This is a genomic window from Streptomyces sp. NPDC051041, assembly GCF_044456065.1.
Taxonomy (GTDB): domain Bacteria; phylum Actinomycetota; class Actinomycetes; order Streptomycetales; family Streptomycetaceae; genus Streptomyces; species Streptomyces glaucus.
On the sequence record NZ_JBITFM010000003.1, the window covers coordinates 77,285 to 102,128 of the forward strand.

The 24,844-nt window shown below is 74.7% G+C and carries 26 protein-coding genes and 1 riboswitch; of the genes, 11 read left to right on the forward strand and 15 right to left on the reverse strand.

Annotated elements, in window-relative coordinates:
- Positions 1 to 110 precede the first annotated feature (110 nt).
- The 6 genes from ACIBAI_RS06475 to ACIBAI_RS06500 form a co-directional block, all read right to left on the reverse strand.
- The gene (locus ACIBAI_RS06475) at positions 111 to 1,124 is read right to left on the reverse strand and encodes a hemolysin family protein (RefSeq protein ID WP_399031512.1); all 1,014 of its coding nucleotides are present in this window, start codon (positions 1,122 to 1,124) and stop codon (positions 111 to 113) included.
- On the reverse strand, positions 1,121 to 2,461 hold the full coding sequence (locus ACIBAI_RS06480) for a hemolysin family protein (protein WP_399031514.1): 1,341 nt from the start codon (positions 2,459 to 2,461) through the stop codon (positions 1,121 to 1,123). Before ACIBAI_RS06480 ends, ACIBAI_RS06475 begins: the two co-directional genes overlap by 4 nt.
- A 166-nt stretch (positions 2,462 to 2,627) precedes the next feature.
- A complete protein-coding gene (locus tag ACIBAI_RS06485; RefSeq protein ID WP_399031516.1) occupies positions 2,628 to 3,062 on the reverse strand; it encodes a GNAT family N-acetyltransferase in 435 nt (144 codons plus the stop codon).
- Between the two features lie 56 nt (positions 3,063 to 3,118).
- Positions 3,119 to 4,009, reverse strand: coding sequence for an LLM class F420-dependent oxidoreductase (locus ACIBAI_RS06490; RefSeq protein WP_399031518.1), 891 nt, complete (start codon positions 4,007 to 4,009; stop codon positions 3,119 to 3,121).
- 46 nt (positions 4,010 to 4,055) lie between these two features.
- Positions 4,056 to 6,623 (reverse strand): ABC transporter permease, encoded by a 2,568-nt coding sequence (locus ACIBAI_RS06495; protein ID WP_399031520.1) that lies wholly within the window; start codon positions 6,621 to 6,623, stop codon positions 4,056 to 4,058.
- Between the two features lie 4 nt (positions 6,624 to 6,627).
- Positions 6,628 to 7,446, reverse strand: coding sequence for an ABC transporter ATP-binding protein (locus tag ACIBAI_RS06500; protein ID WP_399031522.1), 819 nt, complete (start codon positions 7,444 to 7,446; stop codon positions 6,628 to 6,630).
- A 204-nt stretch (positions 7,447 to 7,650) separates the two neighbouring features.
- Between ACIBAI_RS06500 and ACIBAI_RS06505 the strand changes: the two genes are divergently transcribed.
- Both ACIBAI_RS06505 and ACIBAI_RS06510 read left to right on the forward strand, forming a co-directional pair.
- Complete coding sequence (locus ACIBAI_RS06505; RefSeq protein WP_344604466.1) at positions 7,651 to 7,869, forward strand: toxin-antitoxin system HicB family antitoxin; 219 nt, start codon at positions 7,651 to 7,653, stop codon at positions 7,867 to 7,869.
- Positions 7,870 to 7,873: 4 nt separating this feature from the next.
- The gene (locus ACIBAI_RS06510) at positions 7,874 to 8,248 is read left to right on the forward strand and encodes a fic family toxin-antitoxin system, toxin component (RefSeq protein ID WP_399031524.1); all 375 of its coding nucleotides are present in this window, start codon (positions 7,874 to 7,876) and stop codon (positions 8,246 to 8,248) included.
- A 274-nt stretch (positions 8,249 to 8,522) separates the two neighbouring features.
- Here the strand turns inward: ACIBAI_RS06510 and bioD are convergent, their stop codons facing one another.
- Genes bioD through bioB form a run of 3 tightly spaced genes read right to left on the reverse strand, consistent with a single transcriptional unit; the run spans position 8,523 to position 11,641 of the window.
- Positions 8,523 to 9,239, reverse strand: coding sequence for a dethiobiotin synthase (gene bioD / locus ACIBAI_RS06515; RefSeq protein ID WP_399031526.1), 717 nt, complete (start codon positions 9,237 to 9,239; stop codon positions 8,523 to 8,525).
- A gap of 1 nt (position 9,240) precedes the next feature.
- Entirely contained in the window at positions 9,241 to 10,521 is a 1,281-nt protein-coding gene (locus ACIBAI_RS06520; RefSeq protein ID WP_399031528.1) for an adenosylmethionine--8-amino-7-oxononanoate transaminase, read from the reverse strand.
- Positions 10,514 to 11,641 (reverse strand): biotin synthase BioB, encoded by a 1,128-nt coding sequence (gene bioB, locus ACIBAI_RS06525; protein WP_399031530.1) that lies wholly within the window; start codon positions 11,639 to 11,641, stop codon positions 10,514 to 10,516. Before bioB ends, ACIBAI_RS06520 begins: the two co-directional genes overlap by 8 nt.
- A 146-nt stretch (positions 11,642 to 11,787) precedes the next feature.
- Between bioB and ACIBAI_RS06530 the strand changes: the two genes are divergently transcribed.
- The gene (locus ACIBAI_RS06530; RefSeq protein ID WP_399031532.1) at positions 11,788 to 12,915 is read left to right on the forward strand and encodes an 8-amino-7-oxononanoate synthase; all 1,128 of its coding nucleotides are present in this window, start codon (positions 11,788 to 11,790) and stop codon (positions 12,913 to 12,915) included.
- Positions 12,916 to 13,008: 93 nt separating this feature from the next.
- On the opposite strand, the gene ACIBAI_RS06535 is transcribed toward ACIBAI_RS06530, so the two are convergent.
- On the reverse strand, positions 13,009 to 13,239 hold the full coding sequence (locus tag ACIBAI_RS06535; protein ID WP_344604478.1) for a DUF397 domain-containing protein: 231 nt from the start codon (positions 13,237 to 13,239) through the stop codon (positions 13,009 to 13,011).
- Positions 13,240 to 13,248: 9 nt separating this feature from the next.
- Positions 13,249 to 14,109 carry a helix-turn-helix domain-containing protein gene (locus tag ACIBAI_RS06540; RefSeq protein ID WP_399031534.1) on the reverse strand — a complete coding sequence of 287 codons (861 nt, stop codon included), beginning with the start codon at positions 14,107 to 14,109 and terminating at the stop codon, positions 13,249 to 13,251.
- A gap of 213 nt (positions 14,110 to 14,322) precedes the next feature.
- Here ACIBAI_RS06540 and ACIBAI_RS06545 point away from each other — a divergent pair, with 213 nt between their 5' ends.
- Positions 14,323 to 14,781, forward strand: a complete 459-nt coding sequence (locus ACIBAI_RS06545; protein ID WP_399031535.1) for an ATP-binding protein — start codon at positions 14,323 to 14,325, stop codon at positions 14,779 to 14,781.
- 70 nt (positions 14,782 to 14,851) lie between these two features.
- Here ACIBAI_RS06545 and ACIBAI_RS06550 read toward each other — a convergent pair whose 3' ends face one another.
- The 3 genes from ACIBAI_RS06550 to ACIBAI_RS06560 all read right to left on the reverse strand — a co-directional run bounded on the left by ACIBAI_RS06550 (position 14,852) and on the right by ACIBAI_RS06560 (position 16,854).
- Positions 14,852 to 15,418, reverse strand: a complete 567-nt coding sequence (locus ACIBAI_RS06550) for a DUF6328 family protein (protein ID WP_399031536.1) — start codon at positions 15,416 to 15,418, stop codon at positions 14,852 to 14,854.
- Positions 15,419 to 15,501: 83 nt separating this feature from the next.
- Positions 15,502 to 15,975: a C40 family peptidase gene (locus ACIBAI_RS06555; protein ID WP_399031537.1), complete on the reverse strand. Its 474-nt coding sequence runs from the start codon at positions 15,973 to 15,975 to the stop codon at positions 15,502 to 15,504.
- A 3-nt stretch (positions 15,976 to 15,978) separates the two neighbouring features.
- Positions 15,979 to 16,199: riboswitch (cyclic di-AMP (ydaO/yuaA leader) on the reverse strand.
- Positions 16,200 to 16,539: 340 nt separating this feature from the next.
- Positions 16,540 to 16,854 carry a hypothetical protein gene (locus tag ACIBAI_RS06560; RefSeq protein ID WP_399031539.1) on the reverse strand — a complete coding sequence of 105 codons (315 nt, stop codon included), beginning with the start codon at positions 16,852 to 16,854 and terminating at the stop codon, positions 16,540 to 16,542.
- A 492-nt stretch (positions 16,855 to 17,346) separates the two neighbouring features.
- Between ACIBAI_RS06560 and ACIBAI_RS06565 the strand changes: the two genes are divergently transcribed.
- The 7 genes from ACIBAI_RS06565 to ACIBAI_RS06595 all read left to right on the forward strand — a co-directional run bounded on the left by ACIBAI_RS06565 (position 17,347) and on the right by ACIBAI_RS06595 (position 23,724).
- Positions 17,347 to 17,649, forward strand: coding sequence for an urease subunit gamma (locus tag ACIBAI_RS06565; protein WP_399031540.1), 303 nt, complete (start codon positions 17,347 to 17,349; stop codon positions 17,647 to 17,649).
- A 10-nt stretch (positions 17,650 to 17,659) separates the two neighbouring features.
- On the forward strand, positions 17,660 to 17,971 hold the full coding sequence (locus tag ACIBAI_RS06570; RefSeq protein ID WP_344604494.1) for an urease subunit beta: 312 nt from the start codon (positions 17,660 to 17,662) through the stop codon (positions 17,969 to 17,971).
- On the forward strand, positions 17,964 to 19,685 hold the full coding sequence (locus ACIBAI_RS06575) for an urease subunit alpha (protein ID WP_399031542.1): 1,722 nt from the start codon (positions 17,964 to 17,966) through the stop codon (positions 19,683 to 19,685). The genes ACIBAI_RS06570 and ACIBAI_RS06575 overlap by 8 nt, the downstream gene beginning before the upstream one ends.
- A gap of 11 nt (positions 19,686 to 19,696) precedes the next feature.
- Positions 19,697 to 20,371 (forward strand): urease accessory protein UreF, encoded by a 675-nt coding sequence (locus tag ACIBAI_RS06580; protein WP_399031544.1) that lies wholly within the window; start codon positions 19,697 to 19,699, stop codon positions 20,369 to 20,371.
- Positions 20,372 to 20,560: 189 nt separating this feature from the next.
- Positions 20,561 to 21,238, forward strand: coding sequence for an urease accessory protein UreG (gene ureG, locus ACIBAI_RS06585; RefSeq protein WP_399031545.1), 678 nt, complete (start codon positions 20,561 to 20,563; stop codon positions 21,236 to 21,238).
- Complete coding sequence (locus ACIBAI_RS06590; RefSeq protein ID WP_399031546.1) at positions 21,226 to 22,014, forward strand: urease accessory protein UreD; 789 nt, start codon at positions 21,226 to 21,228, stop codon at positions 22,012 to 22,014. The genes ureG and ACIBAI_RS06590 overlap by 13 nt, the downstream gene beginning before the upstream one ends.
- A 108-nt stretch (positions 22,015 to 22,122) precedes the next feature.
- Positions 22,123 to 23,724, forward strand: coding sequence for an alpha/beta hydrolase (locus ACIBAI_RS06595; RefSeq protein WP_399031547.1), 1,602 nt, complete (start codon positions 22,123 to 22,125; stop codon positions 23,722 to 23,724).
- Between the two features lie 57 nt (positions 23,725 to 23,781).
- Here ACIBAI_RS06595 and ACIBAI_RS06600 read toward each other — a convergent pair whose 3' ends face one another.
- Positions 23,782 to 24,795, reverse strand: a complete 1,014-nt coding sequence (locus tag ACIBAI_RS06600) for an NAD-dependent epimerase/dehydratase family protein (RefSeq protein WP_399032200.1) — start codon at positions 24,793 to 24,795, stop codon at positions 23,782 to 23,784.
- Positions 24,796 to 24,844: the final 49 nt, after the last annotated feature.

The window sequence follows — 24,844 nt, forward strand, 5'->3', positions numbered from 1 at the left end:
CCCGTGCACATACCCGCCGGTCGGTCGGCCCGGACCCGCCGGTCCGCGGCCCCGCCCCCCCGGCCCGGGCGCACCCGCCCGCCGCCGGGGGAGCGGCCGGCCGCACCGTGTCAGGCCCGCTGCCCGAACAGCTCCCGCAGCACGTCCTCCATCGTCACCAGGCCCGCCAGGCGCCCGTCGGAGCCCAGCACGGCCGCCAGGTGCGTCCGGCTGCCCCGCATCGCGGTGAGGACGTCGTCCAGCGGGGTGGTCTCCCGCACCCGCGCGATGGGCCGCATGTCCCGCAGCCGGAACGGCAGGACCCGCGGGGAGGCGTCCAGGGCGTCCTTCACGTGCAGGTAGCCGACGATCCGGCGCCCCTCGTCCACGACCGGGAAGCGGGAGAACCCGGACCGGGCCGACAGCCGCTCCAGTTCCTCCGGGGTGACGCCCACGTGCGCGTAGACGACGCGTTCCAGCGGCAGCACCACGTCGCGCACCGGCCGGCGGCCCAGTTCCAGCGCGTCGTGCAGCCGCTCCTGGGCGCGGGCGTCGATGAGACCGGCCTGGCTGGCGTCCTGCACGATCTCGGCCAGCTCCCGGTCCGTGAAGGTCGCCGAGACCTCGTCCCGCGCCTCGACCCTCAACAGCCTCAGCAGCGCGTTCGCGAAGGCGTTCACCGTGAAGATCACCGGACGCAGCGCCCGGGACAGCGCCACCAGGGGCGGGCCGAGCAGCAGCGCGCTGCGCACCGGCTCGGCGAGCGCGATGTTCTTCGGCACCATCTCGCCGAGCAGCATGTGCAGATACGTCGCCAGGGCCAGCGCGATCACGAAGGACACCGCGTGCCCCGCGCCACTGGGCACGCCCACCGCGTGGAACGCCGGCTCCAGCAGGTGCGCGATGGCCGGCTCCGCGACCACGCCGAGGACCAGGGTGCACAGCGTGATGCCGAGCTGCGCCGCCGCCATCAGCGCGGACACGTGCTCCAGCCCCCACAGCACGCTCCTGGCGCGCCGGTCGTCCTGCTCGGCGTACGACTCGATCTGGCTGCGGCGGACGGAGATCAGCGCGAACTCGGCGCCGACGAAGAAGGCGTTGACGACCAGCGTCGCCAGACCGATCAGCAACTGTACGACGGTCACTTCCCGGCCTCCTGCCGCTCGGTCCGCTCGTCGCCGAGCGGCGCGCGCAGCAGCACGCGGGCCGCCCGGCGGCCGGTGGCGTCCACCACGTCCATCCGCCAGCCGGCGACGTCGACGCCGTCGCCGACGGCGGGGATGCGGCCGAGCGCGGTCGCGACCAGGCCGGCCAGCGTCTCGTACGGCCCCTCCGGCGCGCGCAGCCCGACCTGCGCGAGCTGGTCCAGGCGCGCCGAGCCGTCGGCCGAGTACAGGGCGTGGCCGTCCTCGTCCGTGCCGGCCGGGGCCAGGTCGGGCGTCTCGTGCGGGTCGTGCTCGTCGCGGACCTCGCCGACGACCTCCTCGACGATGTCCTCCAGGGTGGCCACGCCCGCGGTGCCGCCGTACTCGTCGATCACCACGGCCATGGTGTGCTTGCCGGACAGGCGGTCCAGGAGCCGGTCGACGGTGAGCGTCGCCGGGACGAGGAGCGGCTCGCGCATCAGCTGGGAGACGGGCACCAGGCGCCGCTGGTCGGCGGGCACCGCCAGGACGTCCTTGACGTGCGCGGTCCCGACGACGGAGTCCAGGCTGCCGCGGTAGACGGGGAACCGCGACAGCCCGGTCGCCCGGGTCGCGTTCGCCACGTCCTCGCAGGTCGCCTGGGCGTCCAGGGCGACCACCTGGACGCGCGGGGTCATCACGTTCTCCGCGGTCAGGTCGGCGAGGTTCAGGGTCCGTACGAACAGCTCGGCGGTGTCCGGCTCCAGCGCGCCCTGCCGGGCGGAGTGCCGGGCCAGGGCCGCCAGCTCCTGCGGGCCGCGCGCGGAGGCCAGTTCCTCGGCGGGTTCCACGCCCAGGCGGCGCACCACGCGGTTCGCGGTGTTGTTGAGGTGGGTGATGAAGGGCCGGAAGGCGGCGCTGAACCAGCGCTGCGGGGTGCCGACCCGTTTGGCCACGGCCAGCGGCGAGGAGATCGCCCAGTTCTTGGGCACCAGCTCGCCGACGACCATCAGGAACACCGTCGACAGGGCCGTGCCGAGCACCAGCGCGAGCGAGCCGGCCACGGAACGCGAGACGCCGGCGTCCCGCAACGGGCTCGAGATCAGCGCGGCGATCGACGGCTCGGCGAGCATGCCGACCACCAGGTTGGTGACCGTGATGCCGAGCTGGGCCCCGGAGAGCTGGAAGGTCAGGTTCCGTACGGCCTTCAGGGCGCCCGGGGCGCCGCGCTCACCGCGCTCCGCGGCACGCTCCAGCGCGCTCCGCTCGACGGTGGTCAGCGAGAACTCCGCCGCGACGAAGGCGCCGCAGGCGAGGGAGAGCAGGATCGCCACCAGCAGGAGGAGTACTTCGGTCATCGCGTCGTCACCTCCGTCCCATGGTCGGTCGTGACGGGGAGGAACGCGCGGTGTCCGCTCCGGGGCGGCTCGCCCCCGGGCGGACGCTCACAACCTTTCATGGAGGACCGAGTGGCCCTCCGTGCGTAAAGGATGTGCAAAGAAGTGCGCCGGGCGGTCGCGCGGCCTACTCGCCGGGCCCGCCGAGCGGCTTCACCCAGCGCCGCCACTGCTCCTCGGGCGCGTACCCGGCGGCGCGCCACGCGTGGTGCGCGGTCTCGTTGCGCCGCAGCACCATCGCGTCCCCGCGGCGCCCGCCGAGCCGTACGAACCGCTCCTCCGCGGCGGCGAGCAGCGCCGAGGCGATGCCCTGCCGGCGGTGCTCCGGGTGCACCGCCAGCCGGTACAGATGGCAGCGCCAGCCGTCGAAGCCCGCGATCACCGTGCCGACCAGCTCACCGCCCCGCTCGGCCAGGACGAGCGCCTCCGGGTCGCGCGCGACCAGGCGTTCGACGCCGTCGGTGTCGTCGCTGATGCTGGTGCCCTCGGCGGCCGTCCTCCAGAAGGCCAGCACGGTGTCCACGTCCTGGGGGCCGGCGGCCCGTATCCGCAGATCGGTCATGCGGTGATCCCATCACGCGCGGGCCGGCGGGACGCGGAATTCCGGTATGCGGACGGTCAGGCGCCGCGCAGGGCCTCGACGACGGGCGCGAAGACCTCCATGCAGGGCTCCAGGACGGTCAGATAGCTGAAGCCGTAGCGCTCGCGCCGCTCCAGGAGCTGCGCGGTGATCTGCTCCCGGGTGCCGACCAGGACGACGGGCAGGTCCAGCACCTGCTCCGGGGTCAGGTGGGGCACCAGCTCCAGGAACGGCCGGACGGCGGCCTCCCGGTCCTCGGTGACGACCACGATCTGGAGCAGCAGGTTCAGTTCCGCCGGCTCCGCGCGGCCCGCGGCCAGCCGCCGGTAGCGCGCCATCCGCTCGTCGAGCTCCTCGGCCGTGACCGGGGTCAGCTGCCCCGACGCGCTGCCCGGCACGGACCGGGCGCCGGTGAACGCCGCGATGTCGGCGTGCTCGGCGGCCAGGCGGAGCATCCGGTCGCCGTTGCCGCCGATCAGCAGCGGCACCCGGGGCCGCTGCGCCGGCCGCGGCCGGTGCTCCGCGGAGGCGAGCAGCCGGTTCAGCTTCTCGACCGTGTGCCGCAGCCGGTCCACCCGCTCGCGCGGCGAGCCGAAGGGCAGCCCGGCCGTCCCGTGCTCCGCCGGCACGTAACCGGTGCCGAGTCCGAGCTCCAGGCGCCCGCCGGTCAGGGCGTCCGTGGTCGCCACCTCGCGGGCGAGCAGCGCGGGGTTCCAGAACCCCGCGTTGAGCACGAACGTGCCCAGGCGCGGCCGCTCGGTCGCCTCGGCCGCCGCGACCAGCGCCGGGAACGGCGCGACCATGCCGAGATGGTCGGGGACCAGGATCACGTCGTAGCCCAGTTCCTCGGCACGGCGGCACTTGGCGCGCCACTCGCGGGCCGGGGCGGGGACGGTCAGGTTGACACCGAAGCGGAACGGGCGCGGCATGAACTCTCCTCCACGGCAGAGGACTCGAGACCGGGAAGGGAGTCAATCACTCGTGTGCGACGGCCGCCAGCACATTCATGCGGGACGCACGCGACGCGGGCAGCAGCGCCGCCACCACGCCCACCACCACCGAGCCGGCGACCACCGCGACGACCGTGCCCCAGGGGACGGCGAACGCGGTCATGCCCTGCAGCGCCAGCACCTGCTGGGCGCACACGCCCCACAGCAGGCCCAGCGCGAGCCCCAGGACGGCCCCGAACACCGCGATCACCACCGACTCCAGCCGGATCATCCGCCGCAGCTGGCGCCGGGCGAGGCCGATCGCCCGCAGCAGCCCGATCTCCCGGGTGCGCTCCACCACCGACAGGGCGAGCGTGTTGACCACGCCGAGCACCGCGATGACGATCGCCAGCCCGAGCAGGGCGTACACGAGGCGCAGCAGCACGGCGATCTGGTCGTGCACCAGCTCCTTGTAGTCGGCCAGGTCGCGCACCTGCACCTGCGGGTACGGGGCGAGCGCCCGCTCCAGACCGGCCCGCAGCTCGTCGTCGCTCGTGCCGGGGGCGGCGTTGACGTACAGCGCGGACTCCTGGCCGCCCGGCGCGTACCGCTCCAGCGTGCCGAGGCCGAAGTAGATCCCGCCCCGCGGGCCGAACCCCTCGGCGGTCTCCCGGCCGGTGAGCGCGCCCACCGTCAGCCGCGCGGCGCGCCCGCCCTGGAACTCCACGGGGACGGTGTCGCCGAGGCGGACGCCGTGCTCGCGGGCGAAGTCCGCCTCCATCGCCATCCCGCCGGGCGCGAGCGCGGCGGCCGTGTCGCCCCGCGCGTACGTGATGCTGGCGACCTCGTCGAGCCGCGGGTCGTAGCCCGCCGCGGTCGTCTCCACCCGGTCGCCGTCCGGCAGCCGCACCGCGACCGGCGCGAACCGGCCCCGTACGACGAGCCCGGCGCCCGGCGTGTCGCGCACCCGCTCGGTGACCTCCCGCGGGAACGGCACGAAGGTGCCGTTCTGCACGACGAAGTCGGCGCCCAGCGTCCTGTCGATCTGCTCGTCGAAGGACTCGGTCAGCGAGGCGCCCGCCACCGACATCCCGCCGACCAGGGCGATCCCGACCATGAGGGCGGCGGCGGTGGCGCCGGTGCGGCGCGGATTGCGCAGGGCGTTGCGCCGGCTCATCCGGCCGACGGCCCCGAACAGCGCCGGGAAGGCCGCGCCGAGCACCCGGATCACCGGGCGGACCAGCAGCGGGCCCGCGACCACGGTCGCGATCAGCGTCAGCACGACACCGAGGCCCAGCAGGGACACCGCCGGGGCGGTCCGGGTCGCGGCGGCGCACCCCGCGAGCGCGGCGACGCCCACCGCCCCGACGGCGGCGCCGGCCGCTCCCCGGACCCGCAGCGGCCGCCCCGTCCCGGCGGCCTCGGTGTCGCTGAGGGCGGCCATCGGGGAGACGGCCGCCGCGCGGCGGGCCGGCGGATGCGCGGCGACGAGGGTCACGCCGATGCCGACGGCGTACGCGGCGACCGGCGCGGTCCAGCCGACGACCATCTCGGCGGAGCCGATGCTCATGCCGAGCGCGTTCACCAGCCCGATCAGCCCGGCCGCCAGCCCGACGCCGGTGACCAGGCCCAGCGTGGCGCCGGCCACGCCGAGCAGCAGCGCCTCGGCGAGGACCGAGCGGCGGATCTGGCGCCGGTCGGCGCCCAGCGCGCGCAGCAGCCCCAGCTCGCGGGTGCGCTGCGCGATCAGCATCGAGAAGGTGTTGACGATCAGGAAGACGCCGGCGAGGACGGCGACCCCGGCGAAGCCGAGCATCACGTACTTGACGACGTCGAGGACCCCGCCCAGCTGCTCCACGTCCGACTCGGCCTGTTCGGCGGCGGTCCGGTACTCGTACCGGTCCGCGCCCAGGGCCCGGGCGACGCGCCGTTCGAGTTCGGCGTCGCTCACGCCGTCCGCGGCGTCGACGGAGATGCGGGTGGCCGCCCGCGCGTCGCCCAGCAGCCTGGTCTGCGCGGCCGGGGTGTCGAGGAACAGCAGGGCGGTGCCGGGGCTGGCGGTGGTGAACGTGGCGATGCCGACGACCTTCACCTCGAACGAGCCCGGCGCGGCGACGACGGTGAGGGTGTCGCCGATGCGCACGCCGCTGCGGCCGGCGGTCTGCGCGTCGAGCAGCGCCTGCGCCGGCCCCTCGGGCGCGTGGCCCGAGGTGAGCTCCACGGGGCCGCGCGCGGCCGGGTCCCAGTTGGCGCCGGTCGTGGGGGCGCCGGTGGTCGGGCTCACCGGCTCGTTCTCCTCGTCGACGACGGTGATGCGCTCGGCCTCCGCCACGACGCGGGCGGCGGCGACCCCGTCGACCTCGGCCACGCGGCCGGCGAGCGCGGCGGGCAGGGTCGCCGTCCGGCCGGAGGGGACCGCCTCGTCGAGCCCCTCGCGCGGGCTGACGGTGACGTCGGCCGCGGTCGAGGCGAACAGCCGGTCGAAGGTGCGGCCGAGCGTGTCGGAGAAGATCAGGCTGCCCACGACGAACGCCACGGACAGGACGACGGCCAGCGCGGACAGCAGCAGCCGCCCCTTGTGCGCGAGGAAGCTCCTGAGCGTCGCCCTGAGCACGACGTCACCCCCCGCCCGCGGCCGGGTCCCGGCTCTCGCCGAACGGGCCGCGGATCACGTCGAACCGTTTCATCCGCTCCAGCACCGCCTCCGCCGTCGGCCGCGCCATCTCGTCGACGATCCGCCCGTCCGCCAGGAAGAGCACCAGGTCGGAGTGGGCGGCGGCCCCCGGGTCGTGGGTGACCATGACGACCGTCTGCCCCAGCGCGTCGACGGCCTGCCGCAGGAAGCCGAGCACCTCCAGCCCGGTCCGCGAGTCCAGGTTGCCGGTCGGCTCGTCCGCGAAGATCAGTTCGGGCCGGGAGGTCAGCGCCCGCGCGCACGCCACCCGCTGCTGCTGCCCGCCGGACAGCTGGGACGGCCGGTGTGCGAGCCGGTCCCTCAGTCCCAGCGCGTCGATGACCTGGTCGAGCCACTCCCCGTCGGGCTTCCGGCCCGCGATGTCCATCGGCAGGGTGATGTTCTCCAGCGCGTTCAGCGTCGGAACGAGGTTGAACGACTGGAACATGAAGCCGATCCGGTCCCGGCGCAGCCGGGTCAGCTCGCGCTCCCGCAGCCCCGTGATCTCGGTGTCGCCGAGCCACACCCTTCCGGCGGAGACCGTGTCGAGCCCCGCCAGGCAGTGCATCAGGGTGGACTTCCCGGAGCCCGACGGTCCCATCACCGCGGTGAACCGGCCGCGCGCGATGTCCACGTCCACCGAGTCGAGGGCGAGCACGGCCGTCTCGCCCGAACCGTACGCCTTGGTCAGGCCGCGGGCGCGGGCCGCGATCCCGCCGGCCCGCGCGAGGCCCGGCGCGTGCTGCGCAGCAGATGCGGACAAGGGGGCCTCCTTGCTCGGGGAGGGAGGACTTGCTCGGGAGGGGGACTGCCTCGTCCCGGCCGAGCCTAATGTGATCCGGCCCACAGCCGGTATCCGCCCCGGGATCCATTTCGGGTGCCCCCGCCCCCGGCGCCGGTGACGGGGAGCGCCTTCCGTCCGGACCGTCCCTTGCCCGCGCTAGCGGTCCGGCGCTAGCGTCGAGGTATGGCGAAGACCCAGCTGAACGTGCGGGTGGACGAGGGCACCGCCCGAGCCGCCCGGGAGCGTGCCTCGGCCCGCGGCATGAGCGTCAACCGCTACATCGAGGAGCTGGTCAGACAGGACACCGGCGAGGCGGGCCACACGTTCGTGGAGGCCGCCGCCGACTTCATGAAGCGGTACGAGCAGGTGTTCGCCGAGGAGGCCGGCGAGACGCGCCGCTGAACCGTTGGACGACCTGCGCATCGACCTCGCCTGGCTGCTGATGCTCGCCGAGCAGCGGACGCCGGGGGACCCCCGGGTCACCGACTGGGGCGCCCTCGTCGCCGCCGTCGCCCGCCACCGGGCCGAAATCCTCGACGTCCCCGTCTACGACAGCCCGCACGCGCGCGCCGCCGCGCTGCTCCAGCTCCTCGTGCACGTCCCCGCCCTGGAGCGCTCCAACGTCCTGTTCGCCTCCGCCGTCGCCTACGCCTACCTCGTCGCCAGCGGCCTGCGGGTCGTCACCTCCCCCGAGCAGGTCCGCGACCTGGCCCGGCTGGTCAAGAGCGGTGAGGCGTCGGTGCACGACATCGCCGGGGAACTGCGCCGCTGGTGCCGGTGACCGGGCACCGGTGCGGCTCCCGCGCGGCGCCGGGCCCCTCGAGCACGGTGCGACGCGGGCGCCCGACGGTCAGGGGACCGCCTCGGAAGCGGACCGGGCCCGCCGCGCGGTGCCGCGGCCGGCCGGGGCGGAACCGCCGGAACGCGCCGGACGGCCCGCTCCGGGAGCAGGCGGACCCTGCCGCGGCTCCCCGCTCCCGCCCCGTACCGGCCCGGCCGCGGGTGCGCGCCGGGACCGACGCCCCCGGCGGCCGGGGACGCGCGGGGCGGCCTGCTCAGGGCGCGTGCCGCATCCGGAACACCTCCGCGTCCCACGTGCCGTCGAGCCGGGGCGCCAGCCAGTGCGGTGCCGCCGCCTGGAACGCGGCGGGGGCCAGCGCCGCCGCCCCGGCGGGCAGGGCGCCGAGCAGGGGCGCCCCGGCCACGTCCGGCAGGTCGGCCAGATTGCAGCGCGCGGCGAGATCGGGGGCGCCGGGCCAGCTGCCGATCACCACGCCCGGCGACTCAAGGCCGCGGGAGCGCAGCTCGCGAGCGGTCAGCTCGGTCGTGTTCAGCGTGCCCAGGCCCGCCGACGTCACGATCAGCACCGGAGCCCCCAGCAGCCCGGCGACGTCGGCGAGCGTCCCGCCCGCCGCGTCGAACCGTACGAGCAGTCCGCCCGCCCCCTCCACCAGCACCAGGTCGTGCTCGGTGGCCAGCTTGGCGGCGGCCTCGGCCACGTCCCGGGGGTGCACCGGCGCGCGACCGGCCCGGCGCGCGGCCGTCGCCGGAGCCAGCGGGTCGGGATAGCGGGCGACCTCGGCCGCCGCCACCGCCCCGGCGAGCCGCGCGACCTCCCGGGCGTCCCCCGGCTCGTCCGGGCCGACGCCCGTCTGCGCGGCCTTCAGCACGGCCACCGACCGGCCGGCCGCCAGCGCCGCCGCGGCGACGGCGGCGGTGGTGACGGTCTTGCCGACCTCCGTGCCCGTGCCCGTGATCACCAGGATCGGCATGTCATCCCTCCCGCGCGGCCGCGCACACCGCGCGCGCGATCCGCGCCACGTCCTCGTCGCCCGTGACATAGGGCGGCATGGTGTAGATCAGATCGCGGAACGGCCGCAGCCACACGCCCTCGCGCGTCGCCGCCCGGGTGGCCGCCGCCATGTCCACGGGGTGGTCGAGCTGCACCACTCCGATGGCGCCGAGCACCCGCACGTCCGCCACACCGGGCAGCTCGCCGGCGGGGGCCAGCCCGTCCCGCAGGCCCGCCTCGATGCGCTTGACCTCCGCCGCCCAGTCCTGGCCGAGCAGCAGCCCGATCGAGGCGCAGGCGACGGCCGCCGCCAGCGGATTGCCCATGAAGGTCGGGCCGTGCGCGAGCACCGGCACCTCGCCCCGGGAGATGCCGTCGGCCACCCGCGCGGTGCACAGCGTCGCCGCCATCGTCAGATAGCCGCCGGTGAGCGCCTTGCCCACGCACATCACGTCCGGTGCCACCGCCGCGTGCTCCGCCGCGAACAGCGCGCCCGTGCGCCCGAAACCGGTCGCGATCTCGTCGAACACCAGCAGCACGTCGTGCGCGTCGCACGCCTCCCGCAGCACCCGCAGATACGCGGGGGAGTGGAACCGCATCCCGCCCGCGCCCTGCACCACCGGCTCGACGATCACCGCGGCCAGTTCCCCGGCGTGCCGCTCGACCAGCTCACGCAGACGGCCGGCGTACGCCTCCACGTACCGCGCCGGCGGGGGATCGGCGAACACCTGGCGGGGCAGGACCCCGCTCCACAGCCGGTGCATCCCGCCCTCGGGGTCGCACACCGACATCGGCTGCCAGGTGTCGCCGTGGTAGCCGCCGCGCCAGGTCAGCAGCCGCCGCTTGGCGGGCCGGCCCAGCGAACGCCAGTACTGCAGGCACATCTTGACGGCGACCTCGACCGCCACCGAGCCGGAGTCGGCGAGGAACACGTGCTCCAGGCCGTCGGGCGACAGGTCGACCAGGAGCTTCGCGAGGCGGACGGCGGGTTCGTGGGTGAGCCCGCCGAACATCACGTGGCTCATCCGCCCCAACTGCTCGCGGGCGGCCTCGTTCAGCACCGGGTGGTTGTAGCCGTGGATGGCCGACCACCAGGACGACATGCCGTCCACCAGCTCGCCCGAGCCGTCCGCCAGCCGCAGCCGCACCCCGCTCGCCGACTCCACGACGAGCGGTTCCTGCCGGCCGGGCATGGGGCCGTACGGGTGCCAGACATGCCGCCGGTCGAGCTCCAGCAGCTCGGTCACGGACGGCTCAGGCATTGGGCGCGAGGTCCGTCCCGGCGCCCCGGCGGCGCACGGCGACCAGATCCGTACGGGGTTCGCCGGCCCGGGGCGCGGAGCCGCACGGACCGCCGCCCTGCGGGGAGCAGCCGCCCGTCCGGTGCTCCGGCAGCGTCACCTGGTCGGCGCCCTCCACCTCGAACCCGGCGTCCGCGATCATCTCCAGGTCGGCCTTGCCCGCCTGGCCCTCACTGGTGAGGTAGTCGCCGAGGAAGATCGAGTTGGCCAGGTGCAGGGCGAGCGGCTGCATCGTCCGCAGATGGACCTCACGGCCGCCCGCGATGCGCACCTCCACGTCCGGGCAGACGAACCGGACCATCGCCAGGATGCGCAGGCAGCGCTGCGGGGTGAGGTTCCACTCCTTCGCCAGCGGGGTGCCCTCGAACGGGATCAGGAAGTTCACCGGAACCGAGTCCGGGTCCAGCTCGCGCAGCGCGAGGACCACGTCGACCAGGTCCTCGTCGCTCTCGCCCATGCCCGCGATCAGCCCGGAGCAGGCGGACAGGCCCGCCGCGTGCGCCTTGCGCACGGTGTCCACGCGGTCGGCGTAGGTGTGGGTGGTGGTGATGCCGGCGTACGTCGCCTCGGAGGTGTTGAGGTTGTGGTTGTAGGCGTCGGCGCCCGCCGCGCGCAGCCGCTCGGCCTGGCCGTCGGAGAGCAGCCCGAGGCAGGCGCACACCTCGACGTCCTCGTTCCGCTCCTTGATGGTCCTGATGGTCTGTGAGACCCGGTCCACGTCACGGTCGGTGGGGCCGCGTCCGCTGGCCACCAGGCAGACCCGCTTGGCGCCCCCGGCCACGCCCGCGGCGGCGGCCTCGGAGGCCTCGTCGGGCTTGAGCCAGGTGTACTTGAGGATGCCGGCCTCGGAACCGAGCCGCTGGGAGCAGTAGGAGCAGTCCTCGGGACACAGCCCGGACTTCAGGTTGACGAGATAGTTGAGTTTCACCCGCCGGCCGAACCAGTGCCGGCGCACCTTTCCGGCCGCGGCCACCACGTCGAGCAGGTCGTCGTCGGACGTGGCGAGGACGGCCAGCGCCTCCTCGCGGGTCGGCGTCTCGCGCCGAAGCCCCTTGTCCACCAGCGTGTTCAGCAGGTCCATGGGAGCCGATCCTGTCGTAAGGAGCGGCCCCGGGCCAAGGAGACTTTGCACAACGCTGTCACTTCGACGTGTGGGCGTTGCCACATTCTGGGCCGCGGGCGCTGCCGCTAGTGTCTGTTCACTGCCTACAAAGACGCGGAGGACCGATGGCGTTCGGCTGGATCGACGAACAGGCGGAACTGCGCCGCCGCGCCGGGCTCGTGCGGACCCTGCGTCCCCGTCCCGCCGACTCGCCGCTGCTCGACCTGGCCGGCAACGACTACCTGGGCCTCGCCCGCCATCCCGAGGTCGCCGAGGCCGCGGCCCGGGCCGCGCGGACCTGGGGCGGCGGCGCCACCGGCTCCCGGCTGGTCACCGGCAGCACCGAACTGCACCAGGAACTGGAGCGCGAACTGGCCGGATTCTGCGGCTTCGAGGCGGCCCTCGTCTTCTCCTCGGGGTACGCGGCCAACCTCGCGGCGGTCACCGCGCTCGCGCCGCACGGCTCGCTGATCGTCTCCGACGCGGGCAACCACGCCTCGCTGATCGACGGCTGCCGGCTGGCCCGCGGCACCACACAGGTCGTCGCGCACGCCGATCCGGACGCGGTGCGCAAGGCCCTCGGCGCGCACGACGGGCCCGCGATCGCCGTGTCCGACACGGTGTTCTCGGTGGACGGCGACGCGGCCCCGCTCGCCGCGCTCGCCGGGGCGTGCCGCCGGCACGGCGCGGGACTGGTCGTGGACGACGCCCACGGCCTGGGCGTCCTCGGCGACGGCGGCCGCGGCGCCCCGCACGCGGCGGGGCTCGCGGGCGCCGACGACGTCGTCGTCACGGTCACGTTGTCCAAGTCGCTCGGCAGCCAGGGCGGGGCCGTGCTCGGCCCCGCCCGGGTGATCGACCACATGGTCAACGCGGCCCGGACGTTCATCTTCGACACGGGCCTCGCCCCCGCGGCGGCGGGCGCGGCGCTGGCCGCCCTTCGGATCCTGCGCCGCGAGCCGGAGCGCGCGGCGCGGGTGCGCGCGGTGGCGAGCGCGCTGCACGCTCGCCTGACCGCGGCGGGTCTGGCAGCGGTGCGTCCGGACGCCGCGGTGGTCTCCGTGCGCGCGCCCTCCCCGGAGGGGGCCGTGCGGTGGGCGGCCGACTGCCGTGCGGCGGGCCTGTCCGTGGGCTGCTTTCGTCCTCCTTCCGTACCCGACGGCGTCTCACGGCTCAGGCTGACCGCCCGCGCGGACCTCTCCGGGGAGCAGATCGAACGCGCTGTACAGGTGATCGGCGAAACGCGACCATGAGTCGGCGTGACACGGCCGTGTCTCGCACGATACGGAACGTGATTGATTTTGACCGAGATTGATCGGTCTCAATCGATCAACTTCCGTCGTCGATCAGATGCGATGTACTCCGGCCGTGAAGTCCGCCCAGCTGTCGGGGGAGAAGAGCAGCGCGGGCCCGGCCGGGTTCTTGGAGTCGCGCACGGCGAGCAGTCCGGCGAGCGGGCCGGCCCCGGGCCGGGCCGTCTCGACGCAGTTGTTCGCTCCCGTGCTGTAGCTGCTGCGCAGCCACCGCACGCCGTGCAGTTCGGAGGGGAGGGTGATGGTGCGAGGCAGTGCGGACATGGTGCCTCCTTACGCGCCGGCGGCTATCCCGGCGATGTAATCCAACGAGTCCTCGGGGGAAAGGGCGTGGATCCGAAGGGCGTCGAAGGCCTCTGTGTAGGCCTCCAGGTCTTCTTTCCGCTCGAGGTAGAGGCTACTCGTCAAGTGGTCGAGAACAACCACGTCCAGATCAGAAGTGCTCGAAAATGAGAAGATAACGAAAGAGCCGGTGACGCCGATGTGCGCCCCGGCGCCGAACGGCAGGACCTGCAACCGCACGTGGGGCAGGCGCGCCGCCTCCACCAGCCGGGTCAGCTGACGGGCCATCACGCCGGGCCCGCCGACCTCCCGGCGCAGCACCGCCTCGTCGAGGACGGCGCTCAGCCTGAGCGGCGGATCCGCGCGCAGCACGTCCTGCCGGGCCAGCCGCACCTCCACCAGCGTGTCGAGCCGGTCCTCCGACAGCCCGTCCACCGCGGCCCGCGTCACCGCCCGGGCGTACTCCGACGTCTGCAGCAATCCGGGCACGACGGTGGTCTCCAGCGTGCGCATCGCCGCGGCCTGGGACTCCAGGCTGATGAAGTCCCGGTAGGTCGGCGGCAGCACCCCCCGGTACGCGTGCCACCAGTGGTGCCGGCCGCCCCCGGCGTCGGAGCCGGCCAGGACCAGCAGCAGGTCCCGCAACTGGGCGTCCCGCACCTCGTAGGCGTCCAGGAGCAGGCGCACATCGGCCGGTTTCACCCCGCTCGTGCCGGTCTCGATCCGGCTCACCTTCGACTGGTGCCAGCCCACCAGGCGAGCCGCCTCACCACTGGTGAGCCCCGCCGCGGCGCGCAGCGCGCGCAATTCGGCACCCAGTTTCCGGCGGCGCACCGCGGGACCGTGCTGCATGGGCTCCTCCTTACCCCCTCCGCGCCGCCCCCGTACGGTCTCGCGCCGCAGACTTCACCGTATCGGGCGACAGATATATGCATATCTCGATGGATCGCCGTCCTCACCGGCCCGGTGATGGCACTCTGACGGCGAGGCACCAGTCCGGGACCGTACTCGAACCATCCGCTGTCGTGTCGGACCGCGGTCCCGGGGGAAAGGGACGACGCCGTCATGGCAGACCATCTGGAAGCATCCGTCACTCTGCCGAGCGAGCCCGCCTCGGTCTCCGCGGCCCGCGCCCATGTGGCCGGCACGCTCCTGGAGTGGGGTCTGCCGGCGGACGCGGACATGGCCGACACCGTCCGCCTCATCGTCTCCGAACTCGCCACCAACGCCGTTCAGCACACCCTCGGCCGGTCGCCCACCTTCACCGCGGCCCTCGCCCTCGATCCGGACGGCCGGCTGCGCATCGAGGTCACCGACGGTCACCCGCGCTTCCCGAAGCGACTGCCCGCCGCCGTCCAGCAGGACAACGGCCGCGGAATGGTGATCGTCCGCTGGCTGACGGCGGAGCACGGCGGCCGGCTGACCGTCCGGCCGACCCGTGAGGGCGGCAAGACGGTCTCCGTCGAACTGCCGTGGCAGGTTCCGGCCGAGCCCCTCCCGACGGCGGGCCGGCAGGAGCCGTAACGGTCACGCGACCGCCCGGCGCACTCCGCCAGGGGGCCGGGAGGCGCCGCCGGCCGGGGCGCCGGGAGGGTCACCGGTGCCGCGCCGGCGGCACCCGGGGCGGCACCGCTGCGCGAGCCCGGGGAGCCGGCCGGACGACGGCGGGCCCCCGGCCCTGGTCCGGGCCCGCGCGCCGGACCAGCAGGGGCAGCAGCCCCCACAGGCCGAGGCACACCAGGAGGGTCGCCGCGCCGGCGGCCAGCCCGCCGGCCCGGCTCGTCGTCACGTCCACCACGAGCGTCACCGACCCGGTGAACGCGAGCACCAGCACGCCCAGGCCGGCCGTGGCGAGCCGTGAGGACACCTGCACGACACGGGGCTTGGCGCCCTTCTGGAAGAGCGAGCGGTGCAGGGCGGCCGGTGCCGTGAAGAGCGCGGCCGAGAGGACCGCGAGCAGCAGCGTGGCGACGTACACGGCGCGCTGGACGGAGTCGAGGTCCTCGAAGCGCTCGGTGAAGGCCAGCGACAGCAGGAAGGCGAACAGGATCTGCACGCCGGTCTGGGTGACGCGCAGCTCCTGGAGCAGTTCACCGAAGTTGCGGTCCGCGCGTTCCAGCGGCGTCTCGTTGCGTGCGGTGCAGGGACGGTGGTCGGCCATGGCGCCACGGGTAACCACGTGGACCCGCGTCACGCCCCGAGGGGGCGGCGGCGCCCCGACACGCCGCCGCCCCGCCGGGAGGGTCAGCTGACCCGGCCGTACCAGACGCTCTTGGTCCAGATCTTCTGCAGGCGCACCACGTCCCCGGTCTTCGGGGCGTGCCAGATCTTGCCGCTGCCGGCGTAGATGCCGACGTGGTACACGTTCGAACCCGAGTGGAAGAACACCAGGTCCCCGGCCCTGCGGCTCTTGGCGGAGATGTGGCGGGTCTTGTTGTACTGCTGGGCCGCCGTGCGCGGCAGCTTCTTGCCGGCCTTCTTGAACGAGTACAGCGTCAGCCCGGAGCAGTCGAACCGGGACGGCCCGGCGGCGCCCCACTTGTACGGGGAGCCCTTCTTGGAAGCCGCCACCTGGAGCGCCTTCGTCGCCGGACTCGCCGCCGCCGCTTCGGAGGCGACACCCGGGACCGCGATCGAGCCGCCCACGGCGGCGATGGTCAGGGCCGAGGCCGTACCGGCCCGGGCCATGAGCGACGGGACACGATTGAGCGCAGTCATGCGCAACCCTTCGTCAGCCGCCTGTGAAGGATGACCTGTCGGATTCGGGCTGGCGAAGTTGCCCGGCCGCTGACGCGGCTTCACCCCAAGGGCTGCTCGGCCCGGCGTCTCCCGTGCGGGGACGACCGTTCCGGCGACCCGTCGTGCTTGGGTCCTCCACTCCTGCCGATCCACTCCTGTCGACCGGTCGTCCGGGCGGCGGCAGGACTCGGCGTCCGCCCGGACCGCCCCGCCGCGGTGGCGGGGGCTTGTCGTCAGACAGGGATCTTGGCGCATGGATGTCCGAAAATCCCAATGGAACCGGGGATTTGTGTTGTTACTCACCACTCACCCGTTCGGGTGGACAGGTGTGCGTCCGAGTCGCTGTCAAGACCGCCCGCACCCCTCGGACCAGCGAAGAAACCCTCCCATTCCACCCTCGGGACGCGGCTGTTGCGCAACCTCGAAGGCCCCGAAAGAGCAGGAATGCGTACGCCGATAGGAGGTAAGCCGTTCAGCCGGTTCCAACGGCGGTCCGGGACGCTCCGCCGCCGGGCGGGCGGCCCGGCCCGGGCGCGGCGTGCCTCAACTGTCGGAGCGCGGCGGCAGGGTGACGCGCGCCGTGCGGCGCTCGCCGTCCAGCGCCCGAAGCGCCCGCGCCAGCGTGCGGGCGTGCAGTCCGTGCTCGCCGCGGTGGTGCATCAGCGCGAGCGCGTCACGCAGTGCGGCGGCCTTGCCGACCAGCGCCTGGGCGGCGCGCAGTCCGCGGTAGGTGTCGCCGTGGTGCGCCGGGTCGATCCGGCCGAGCGGATCGACCACGTCGAGGTAACGGCCGATCAACTCGGCCTCGGCGCCGGTGAGCGCGGGCAGCGGCGGAGGTTCGGCATCGCGGCGGAACACCGGGGGCCCGCGGCCTCGTAGCGGGCCGCCCGGCGGGAGAGGGCCGCGCACCTCGTCCGCCGCGGCGGGGACGCCTTCCCGCGGCCGGCGGCCCGGACGCGGCCGGGGCCCGCGGCGCCGACGGATCCAGCGGCCGTCCCCCGGGAAGGGGCGCGGCGCGGCCCGGGAGCGCGCCGTCGAGGCCCGTCAGGGGGCCGGGACGGTGCGCGCGGTCGTCCCGCCGGACCGCGGGCCCGCGCGACGACCGCCGCCGTGCCGGACCCCGTGGCCCGGCGGCCCCTCCCCGGCCCCGCCCGGTCGGCGTGCCGCGGGACGGCCCGCGGGCCTCGGCGGGGGAGCCCGCACCGGATCGGGGAACGGGCGGGCCATCACGCGGTTAACGCGCCCGAAACCCGCCCCGATTAGCCTGCCCCCTCATGCCACCAGGGATTTTGCCCCGGGGCTGCGGCGACCGGACCCCGCACGGTCCGGAGCGAGATGGTGAGGTGGGACGTGCAACTGACCCCGCACGAGCAGGAGCGGCTGCTCATCCATGTGGCCGCCGACGTGGCCGAGAAGCGCCGGGCCCGCGGCCTGAGACTGAACCACCCGGAGGCGGTCGCGCTCATCACGTCGCACCTCCTCGAAGGCGCGCGGGACGGCCGCACCGTCGCCGAGCTCATGGCCTCCGGACGCACGCTGCTCACCCGGGACGACGTGATGGAGGGCGTCCCGGAGATGATCCACGACGTGCAGGTCGAGGCGACCTTCCCGGACGGCACCAAGCTCGTCACCGTCCACGAGCCGATCGTCTGACGGGGGCCCGATGATCCCCGGAGAGATCCTGTTCGCCGACGGGCCGATCGCCTGCAACGAGGGCCGCGAGGTCACCCGGCTGACCGTCCTGAACGCGGCCGACCGGCCCGTCCAGGTCGGCTCCCACTACCACTTCGCCGAGGCCAACCCCGGCCTGGAGTTCGACCGCGCCGCCGCACGCGGCAAGCGGCTGAACGTCGCCGCCGGCACCGCCGTGCGCTTCGAGCCCGGGATCCCCGTCGACGTCGAACTCGTCCCGCTCGCCGGCGCCCGCGTGGTGCCGGGGCTGCGCGGGGAGACCGGAGGTGCCCTCGATGCCTGAGATCCCGCGTGCCGCCTACGCCGACCTGTTCGGCCCGACCACCGGCGACCGCATCCGGCTCGCCGACACCGACCTGCTGATCGAGATCGAGGAGGATCGTTCCGGCGGGCCCGGGCGCGCCGGGGACGAGGCCGTTTTCGGCGGCGGCAAGGTCATCCGCGAGTCCATGGGCCAGTCCCGGGCGACGCGCGCGGACGGCACCCCGGACACGGTCGTCACCGGTGCGGTGATCGTCGACCACTGGGGCGTCGTCAAGGCCGACGTCGGCATCCGCGACGGCCGGATCACCGGCATCGGCAAGGCGGGCAACCCCGACACCATGGACGGGGTCCACCCGGACCTGGTCATCGGACCGGAGACGGAGATCATCGCGGGCAACGGGCGGATCCTGACGGCCGGCGCCATCGACGCGCACGTCCACTTCATCTGCCCGCAGATCGCCGACGAGGCGCTCGCCGCCGGCATCACCACCCTGGTCGGCGGCGGCACCGGACCGGCCGAGGGCTCCAAGGCGACCACCGTGACGCCCGGCCCCTGGCACCTGGCCCGGATGCTGGCGGCGATGGAGGCCTACCCGCTCAACGTCGGCTTCCTCGGCAAGGGCAACACCGTCTCCCACGAGGCGATGCTGTCGCAGATCCGGGGCGGCGCGCTCGGTCTGAAACTGCACGAGGACTGGGGCTCCACCCCGGCCGTCATCGACGCCTCGCTGACCGTCGCCGAACGGACCGGCATCCAGGTCGCGATCCACACGGACACGCTGAACGAGGCCGGGTTCGTCGGTGACACACTGGCCGCGATCGCCGGGCGGGGCATCCACGCGTACCACACCGAGGGCGCGGGCGGCGGACACGCGCCGGACATCATGACCGTGGTCTCCGAGCCGCACGTGCTGCCCAGCTCCACCAACCCGACCCGGCCGTTCACCGTCAACACCGCCGAGGAGCACCTCGACATGCTGATGGTGTGCCACCACCTCAATCCGGCCGTGCCCGAGGACCTGGCGTTCGCCGAGTCCCGGATCCGGCCCTCGACGATCGGCGCGGAGGACGTCCTCCACGACCTGGGCGCCATCTCCATCATCTCGTCCGACTCCCAGGCCATGGGCCGGGTGGGCGAGGTCGTGCTGCGGACCTGGCAGACGGCCCACGCGATGAAGCGGCGCCGGGGAGCGCTGCCGGGCGACGGCCGGGCGGACAACCGCCGGGTGCGGCGCTACGTCGCCAAGTACACGATCAACCCCGCCCTCGCGCAGGGCCTCGCCCGGGAGATCGGCTCCGTCGAGACCGGCAAACTCGCCGACCTGGTGCTGTGGGAGCCGGCGTTCTTCGGCGTCAAACCGCACCTCGTCCTCAAGGGCGGGCAGATCGCGTACGCGCAGATGGGCGACGCCAACGCGTCCATCCCGACGCCGCAGCCGGTCCTGCCCCGGCCGATGTACGGGGCGGTCGGCCGGGCGCCGGCCGCGAACTCGGTCAACTTCGTGGCGCCGCTCGCCGTCGAGGACGGGCTGCCGGAGCGGCTGGGCCTGGGCAAGCGGTTCGTGGCCATCGAGTCGACCCGGGGCGTGACGAAGGCCGACATGCGGGAGAACGACGCGCGGCCCGACGTGCGGATCGACCCCGACAGCTTCGCCGTGCACATCGACGGGGAGCTCGTCGAGGCGGTCCCGGCCGCCGAACTGCCCATGGCCCAGCGGTACTTCCTCTTCTGAGGAGCGGCCGGATGACACGCACGGCACTTCTGGTCCTGGCCGACGGCCGCTTTCCGGCCGGGGGCCACGCGCACTCCGGCGGGGCCGAGGCCGCCGTCCGGGCCGGGCGCGTCACCGGGGCGGCGAGTCTGGAGGACTTCTGCCGGGGCCGGTTGCACACGGCCGGGCTGGTCGCGGCCGGGCTGGCCGCGGCGGCCGCGCTGGGAGCCGACCCGGCGGAGCTGGACGCCGCCGCGGACGCGCGGACACCGTCGCCCGCGTTGCGCGTCGCCGCGCGCCGACTGGGGCGGCAGCTGACGCGGGCCGCTCGCGCGACCTGGCCGTCACCGGAACTGGACGCCCTGGCGCGGGCGTTCCCCAAGGGGGCGCACCAGCCGGTGGTGCTCGGGCTCGCGGCCCGGGCGGCCGGACTGGAGGCCGCGGACGCGGCGCACTGCGCGGCGTACGAGAGCGTGAGCGGGCCGGCGGCGGCGACGGTGCGGTTGCTGAGCCTGGACCCCTTCGACGCCACCGCGGTACTGGCCCGGCTGGCGCCGGAGACGGACCGCGTGGCCGACCGGGCGGTGGCGGCGGCACGGCGGGTGGCCGGCGAGGGGACCGACGCGCTGCCCGCGGGATCCGCGCCGCTGCTGGAGATCGGGGCGGAGGCGCACGCGGGATGGCCGGTGCGGCTGTTCGCGTCGTAGCCGGCCCCGGCCCGCCGTTCCCGCCCCGCCCCCACCCGCCCCGGGGCCTCGCCCCGCATCCCCGTGCGGGGCCTCGTCCCGCACCCGCCGGGGGCTTCGCCCCCTGTCCCCCCTCACGGACCGAACGGCCGTGACCGCGAACGCCGGACGGGCCGGAAGGGCCCGGGCCGGCTGTGAAGGAGCCGCCTCATGCACCTCGACCACTCCCACGACGGCCCCGCCGCCGTCAGCGCCGACGCCCGCCGCCCCGACGGCGGCCGCCGGGCGTTGCGGATCGGGCTCGGCGGGCCCGTCGGATCCGGGAAGACCGCCACCGTCGCCGCGCTCTGCCGGGCGCTGCGCGACGAGTTGTCGCTCGCCGTCGTCACCAACGACATCTACACGCGCGAGGACGCCGAGTTCCTGCTGCGCGAGGCCGTGCTGCCGCCCGAGCGGATCACCGCCGTGGAGACGGGGGCCTGCCCGCACACCGCGATCCGGGACGACATCTCCGCCAACCTGGAGGCGGTGGAGGACCTGGAGGACGAGGCCGGACCGCTGGACCTGATCCTCGTCGAGTCCGGCGGGGACAACCTCACCGCCACCTTCTCCAAGGGGCTCGTCGACGCGCAGATCTTCGTGATCGACGTCGCCGGCGGCGACGACATCCCGCGCAAGGGCGGGCCCGGTGTCACCACGGCCGACCTGCTCGTCGTCAACAAGACCGACCTCGCGCCGCACGTCGGCTCCGACCTCGGGCGGATGGCCGCCGACGCCAGGGCGCAGCGGGGCGGGCTGCCGGTCGTGTTCCAGTCGCTCAGGAGCGAAACCGGTGTGCGGGACGTCGCCGACTGGGTGCGGGCGCGGCTTGCCGCGTGGGCCGCGTGACCGGGACCCGGGTACGGGCCACCGCGCGGATCCGCGCGGTGGCCGACGGCCGGGGCGACACCGCCCTGCCCGTGCTGGAGAGCGACGGGCCGCTGGCGCTGCGGCGGACCCGGGGCAGCGGCGCCGGGGCGCGGGTCATGCTGGTCGGGGCCATGAGCGGCCCGCTGGGCGGCGACCGGTTCACGGTGGCGGCGGACGTCGGCGACGGGGCCCGGCTCGACGTCGGCTCGGCCGCCGCCACCCTCGCGCTGCCGGGGCAGACCAGGGGCGAGGCCCGCTACGACGTACGGCTCACCGTCGCCGACGGCGGCGAACTGTACTGGCTGCCGGAGCAGCTGGTCTCCGTACGGGGCAGCGACCTGTACGTCACGACCCGCGCCGACCTCGCCGCGGGCGCCCGGCTCGTGCTGCGCGAGGAGCAGGTGCTCGGGCGGGCCCACGAGGAGCCCGGACGGCTCACCAGCCGGCTCGCCGTGCGGATCGCGGGCCGGTGCGTCCTCGACCAGGAGCTGGCCTGCGGGCCCGGCGCGCCGGGCGGCTGGGACGGTTCCGCCGTGCTGGCCGGGCACCGTGCCGTCGGCCAGCTCGTCGTCGTACGGCCGGAGTTCGCCGGGCGGCCGCCGGCGGCGCGGATGCTGGGGGAGGGCGCGGCGGTCGTCCCGCTGGCCGGGCCCGCCGCCCTGGTGACCGCGGTGGCGCCGGACGCGCTGCGGCTGCGGCGACTGCTCGACGAGGCCCTGGCCCTTCTCTCCCCTGATCCGCCGACCGAACGCTGAACTCCGGTTATCGGATTGGCAAAGAAGTCCGGCCGACTCTGTTCTCAGCCGACGCACAACCGCGAGGATCCCCCGTACTCATGTCAACGACACTCCGGGAGGACCCTCTTGAGAGGGAGCAGACTGAAGCGGCGGGTGACGGCGCTCGGTTCGGCGGGCGCGCTGGTCACCGCCACGCTGATAGCCGGCGCCGTCACGGCACCGTCCGCGAACGCGAGCACGGCCGCCCGGCAGGGCCTGGACCGTGAGGCCCGCGGCGCCGCGATCGCCGCGGCCCGGGCCGCCGAGACCGGGATCGACTGGCAGGACTGCCCCGCCGACTGGGGTCTGCCGAAGCCGATCCAGTGCGGCTGGGTCACCGTGCCGCTCGACTACGCCGAGCCCCACGGCAAGCAGATCAAGCTCGCCGTCGACCGCATCGGCAACACCGGGACGCAGGAGGAGCGCCAGGGCGCGCTCATCTACAACCCGGGCGGCCCGGGCGGCTCCGGGCTGCGCTTCCCGACCCGGGTCACCGGCAAGAACCCCGTCTGGGCCGGCATCGCCGAGGCGTACGACTTCGTGGGCTTCGACCCCCGCGGCGTCGGCCGGTCGACGCCCATCTCCTGCGCCGACCCGCAGGAGTTCGTCAAGGCGCCCAAGCCGGACCCGGTGCCCGACTCCGAGGCCGACAAGCTCGCCCAGCGCAAGCTGGCCCGCGAGTACGCCGAGGGCTGCCACGAGCGCAGCGGCGCGATGCTGCCGCACATGACCACGCCGAACACCGCGCGCGACCTCGACGTCATCCGGGCCGCGCTCGGCGAGAAGAAGCTCAACTACCTCGGCGTCTCCTACGGCACCTACCTCGGCGCCGTCTACGGCACCCTCTTCCCCGGCCACGTCCGCCGCATGGTCCTCGACAGCGTCGTCAACCCCTCCCGCGACAAGATCTGGTACCAGGCCAACCTCGACCAGGACGTCGCCTTCGAGACCCGCTGGCGGGACTGGCAGGACTGGGTCGCCGCGAACGACGCCACCTACCACCTCGGCGACACCCGCGCCGAGGTCCAGCAGAAGTGGCTCCAGCTGCGCGCCGACGCCAAGAAGAACCCCATCGGCGGGGTCGTCGGCCCGGCCGAGCTGATCTCCTTCTTCCAGAGCGCCCCGTACTACGACTCCGCGTGGGCGACGGTCGCCGCGGTCTTCAGCAAGTACGTCGCGGGCGACACCCAGGCCCTCGTCGACGCCGCCGCCCCGGACCTGTCGGACACCGCGGGCAACGCCGCCTCCGAGAACGGCAACGCCGTCTACACGGCCGTCGAGTGCACCGACGCCAAGTGGCCCACCAGCTGGCGGACGTGGGACCGCGACAACACCCGCCTGCACCGCGACTACCCCTTCCTCACCTGGGCCAACGCCTGGATGAACCTGCCGTGCGCCACCTGGCCGGTCAAGCAGCGGACCCCGGTGGACGTCAAGACGGGCAAGGGGCTGCCGGGCGTGCTGATCGTGCAGTCCGAGCGGGACGCCGCCACCCCGTACGGGGGCGCCGTCGAACTGCACCAGCGGTTCAAGGGCTCCCGCCTGATCACCGAGCGGGACGCCGGCTCCCACGGCGTCACCGGCCTGGTCAACCCGTGCGTCAACGACCGGGTGGACGCCTACCTGCTCACCGGGAAGCTGGACGGCGCCGACGTGACCTGCGCGCCGCACGCCACGCCGAAGCCGTAGCCGCACACCACGGCCGGCCGCGAGGGGCGGCGGGGGACGGCCCCCGCCGCCCCTCTGTCACGCTCCGAGCCAGGCGTCCTCGGCCGCGTAGTCGAACAGGTCGCCGTAGGACCGGAACATCTTCGGGTACGCCTCCCGCCAGTCCCGCCCGGCGAGCCGGCCCTCGATCCACGCGACCGTCTCCGGCAGGGTCCGCGCGTACCGGACCACCGGGCGGTAGCCCAGCTCCCGCTCGGCGGCGGACATGTCGCACACCACGTCCGCCGGCACCGACCACGGGGTGTCGCCCACACCGGGCGCGGGCGGCGGGCCGTCCACCAGCACGGTGTCCGTCTCCACGCCCATCACGGCGTCGATCTCCGCCGCGATCTCCGCCACCGTCGGCGCCTCGGGGTCGACCGCGTTGAGGACGCGGCTGCCCGGCCGCGCGGCGGCCAGCCGGATCAGCTCCGCGAGGTTGTGGACGCTCGCCGGATGGAAGCGGCTCCTGCCGCCGAAGGCGAGGACCCGCCGCCTGCGGCCGTCCAGGTTGCGCTTGACGAAGTACAGCTCGCGCGGGGTCCGGCAGTGCGGCCCGTGGACCGCGCCCGCCCGCAGCAGCGTCGTCGGCAGCCGGTCGCCGGCGGCCAGCAGCTCACGCTCCAGGGCCGCCTTGCGGGTGCTGTACGAGGTGTCGCCGGGACGGATCGTGCGCTGCTGCTCCGTGACCGGCACGGGGTAGTGGGGGAAACCGTCCGGTTCGTCCTGCGTGTCGAAGGTGCGTCCCTCCCCGTCCTCGTAGACCGCCACGCTGGAGATCACCACGGCCGAGCCGACGCGGCCGGCCAGCGAGGTCAGCTGCCGCGCGTGCGCCGCCGAGAAGGCGACCACGTCCACCAGCACCTCGCAGCCGTCGCCGACCACGGCGGCGAGCGCCGCGTCGTCCTCCCGGTCGGCCCGCGCCACCCGCACGCCGTCCGGCCAGTCCGCGTCCCGGCCGCCGCCCCGCGAGACGGCCGTGACCTCCCAGCCGTCCCGGGCCAGCGCGCCCACGGCCACCCGCCCGATCTGTCCCGTCGCCCCGATCACCACAGCACGTCCCATGCCGCGACCGTACGGTCACCGGCGCGCCGGTTCCAGG

What these genes read in the sequence shown, in the direction of transcription:
- ACIBAI_RS06490 (WP_399031518.1), bottom strand. Translation starts at nt 4,009, where the DNA reads ATGCCGCGCCCGTTCCGCTTCGGTGTCAACCTGACCGTCCCCGCCCCG.
- bioD (WP_399031526.1), bottom strand. Translation starts at nt 9,239, where the DNA reads ATGCCGATCCTGGTGATCACGGGCACGGGCACGGAGGTCGGCAAGACC.
- ACIBAI_RS06540 (WP_399031534.1), bottom strand. Translation starts at nt 14,109, where the DNA reads ATGCAGCACGGTCCCGCGGTGCGCCGCCGGAAACTGGGTGCCGAATTG.
- ACIBAI_RS06555 (WP_399031537.1), bottom strand. Translation starts at nt 15,975, where the DNA reads ATGACTGCGCTCAATCGTGTCCCGTCGCTCATGGCCCGGGCCGGTACG.
- ACIBAI_RS06570 (WP_344604494.1), top strand. Translation starts at nt 17,660, where the DNA reads ATGATCCCCGGAGAGATCCTGTTCGCCGACGGGCCGATCGCCTGCAAC.
- bioB (WP_399031530.1), bottom strand. Translation starts at nt 11,641, where the DNA reads ATGGACCTGCTGAACACGCTGGTGGACAAGGGGCTTCGGCGCGAGACG.
- ACIBAI_RS06480 (WP_399031514.1), bottom strand. Translation starts at nt 2,461, where the DNA reads ATGACCGAAGTACTCCTCCTGCTGGTGGCGATCCTGCTCTCCCTCGCC.
- ACIBAI_RS06485 (WP_399031516.1), bottom strand. Translation starts at nt 3,062, where the DNA reads ATGACCGATCTGCGGATACGGGCCGCCGGCCCCCAGGACGTGGACACC.
- ACIBAI_RS06545 (WP_399031535.1), top strand. Translation starts at nt 14,323, where the DNA reads ATGGCAGACCATCTGGAAGCATCCGTCACTCTGCCGAGCGAGCCCGCC.
- ACIBAI_RS06535 (WP_344604478.1), bottom strand. Translation starts at nt 13,239, where the DNA reads ATGTCCGCACTGCCTCGCACCATCACCCTCCCCTCCGAACTGCACGGC.
- ACIBAI_RS06505 (WP_344604466.1), top strand. Translation starts at nt 7,651, where the DNA reads ATGGCGAAGACCCAGCTGAACGTGCGGGTGGACGAGGGCACCGCCCGA.
- ACIBAI_RS06530 (WP_399031532.1), top strand. Translation starts at nt 11,788, where the DNA reads ATGGCGTTCGGCTGGATCGACGAACAGGCGGAACTGCGCCGCCGCGCC.
- ACIBAI_RS06550 (WP_399031536.1), bottom strand. Translation starts at nt 15,418, where the DNA reads ATGGCCGACCACCGTCCCTGCACCGCACGCAACGAGACGCCGCTGGAA.
- ureG (WP_399031545.1), top strand. Translation starts at nt 20,561, where the DNA reads ATGCACCTCGACCACTCCCACGACGGCCCCGCCGCCGTCAGCGCCGAC.
- ACIBAI_RS06575 (WP_399031542.1), top strand. Translation starts at nt 17,964, where the DNA reads ATGCCTGAGATCCCGCGTGCCGCCTACGCCGACCTGTTCGGCCCGACC.
- ACIBAI_RS06520 (WP_399031528.1), bottom strand. Translation starts at nt 10,521, where the DNA reads ATGCCTGAGCCGTCCGTGACCGAGCTGCTGGAGCTCGACCGGCGGCAT.
- ACIBAI_RS06580 (WP_399031544.1), top strand. Translation starts at nt 19,697, where the DNA reads ATGACACGCACGGCACTTCTGGTCCTGGCCGACGGCCGCTTTCCGGCC.